Raw genomic sequence first — 1,499 nt, 5'->3', positions numbered from 1 at the left:
TACATTATCTAGATAAAGAAAGAGGCTCATGGCTGACTTCAATGCACAAGATTACTTTGCTCGATTAGCACAAGACGCAGCAAACCAAGAACAAGTTACCCCATTACAGGATAAATACATAGCCGTTAAGGATGCTGTTTCTAAAAAGAAAGAGCAATTGGATGCGTTAGCTATTACTCAACAGAAACAACAAGAACTTGCTAAAGCTTCTTGGGTTGGTAAGTGGGATCTCGATCCAAATGGCTTAATTGGTGAAACCGTTAATCTCGGAGCCAATGTGGTAGATGCCTTTGCTAATCTTGAAAGTAACATTGGTACTACTATTCATACAACTCGTGCTGCCATTGCAGATCAACGTGTTCCTGATGAAGTTAAAGCGGCATGGCAACGTCAAAATGGCAAACCAGCTATTGCTCCTGATACCACTCAGACCATTGTAACCAATCCCTTTGCTGGTGAATCTGAACAAGATAAGGCTGATAAAGCTCTCTTGTCTTTACCTGCTGGGGATACCAAACCAAATCAGCTTCATTCTGTAGAACGTCAATGGGCAATCAATGAGGACCGAAAGAACGGTACTCTGAAAACCAATGCCGATCAGATTCGTCTGGTTAATGATGCCTTGGATGATGCTAAGGCCGTTCGTAATGCTTGGGATACATCTTCTATTATCCATCGTGGAAATCAAAACCAGTTTGATCAAGATCTGCGTGACGGTTATAAACCCGAAGCCAAGAAGATCAGTGATGGTTGGGACAAGCTCAGTAATGGCAATAAGCTATCTGGTGCTCAAGATATCGCATCTGGTTTGACTGGCTTGTTTACGAATATTGGTTCTGCTGCTATCAATAATAAAGCTGCAGTTCTGGAATACATTACCAATAACGTTCCTCAATTGGCTCTGGCAGCTAATCCTGTTGGCATGGGTGTTACCAATATCTCCTATGCAGTCGATGAGTTTGGTAAAGGCATGCAAGCCTATCGTGATGCCAATGGTGGAGCACTTCCTAACCAAGAAGAAACTCGGAAGATGGCTGCATGGGCAGCTTCCTTGGCTGTAGCGGAAACCTTGGGTGACAAGTTGACTCTGGGTGCAGGCAAGGTAGCCAGCTCGATTCCCGGTGATCTTGCTGAGACAGCTCGTAAGACACTGAGGGATGCACTCAAAGCTACTGCACCTGGTCGTATTGCTGCACATGCAGCTGAAGGTGCTATTGGTGAATTTGCTACTGAAGCCTATCAAACAGCTGTTGAGAACCAAATCGAAGGCAAGGCAGTTACTGCTGAGGATGCCTACGTGGGTGGTGCTATCGGTGCTCTAGTAGGTGGTGGTATCGGTAGTTCGGTACGTACTGCTTCTGAAGTCACCAAGAGCACTCCTGAGCAGGTTGAGAAACGAGTCAAGGAACAGACCGATTCAGAGGCTCTACAAGCCTCGATCAAGTCTGGTGATGTCAGTGCCTACCTTGACCCTAAAAACGCTTCCTATGCCCCTGAGA

Annotated in this window: 1 protein-coding gene; it reads left to right on the top strand. The window is 45.6% G+C overall.

Annotated elements, in window-relative coordinates; all coding sequences use genetic code 11:
* Positions 1-28: 28 nt before the first annotated feature.
* Positions 29-1,499, top strand: a 1,471-nt coding sequence (locus QZ994_RS19865; protein ID WP_290877826.1) for a hypothetical protein, incomplete at its 3' end; no start/stop codon positions are given.

Source organism: Aquabacterium sp. (genome assembly GCF_021768455.1).
GTDB lineage: Bacteria > Pseudomonadota > Gammaproteobacteria > Burkholderiales > Burkholderiaceae_C > Aquabacterium.
This window is presented reverse-complemented; position numbering and strand designations above follow the sequence as displayed.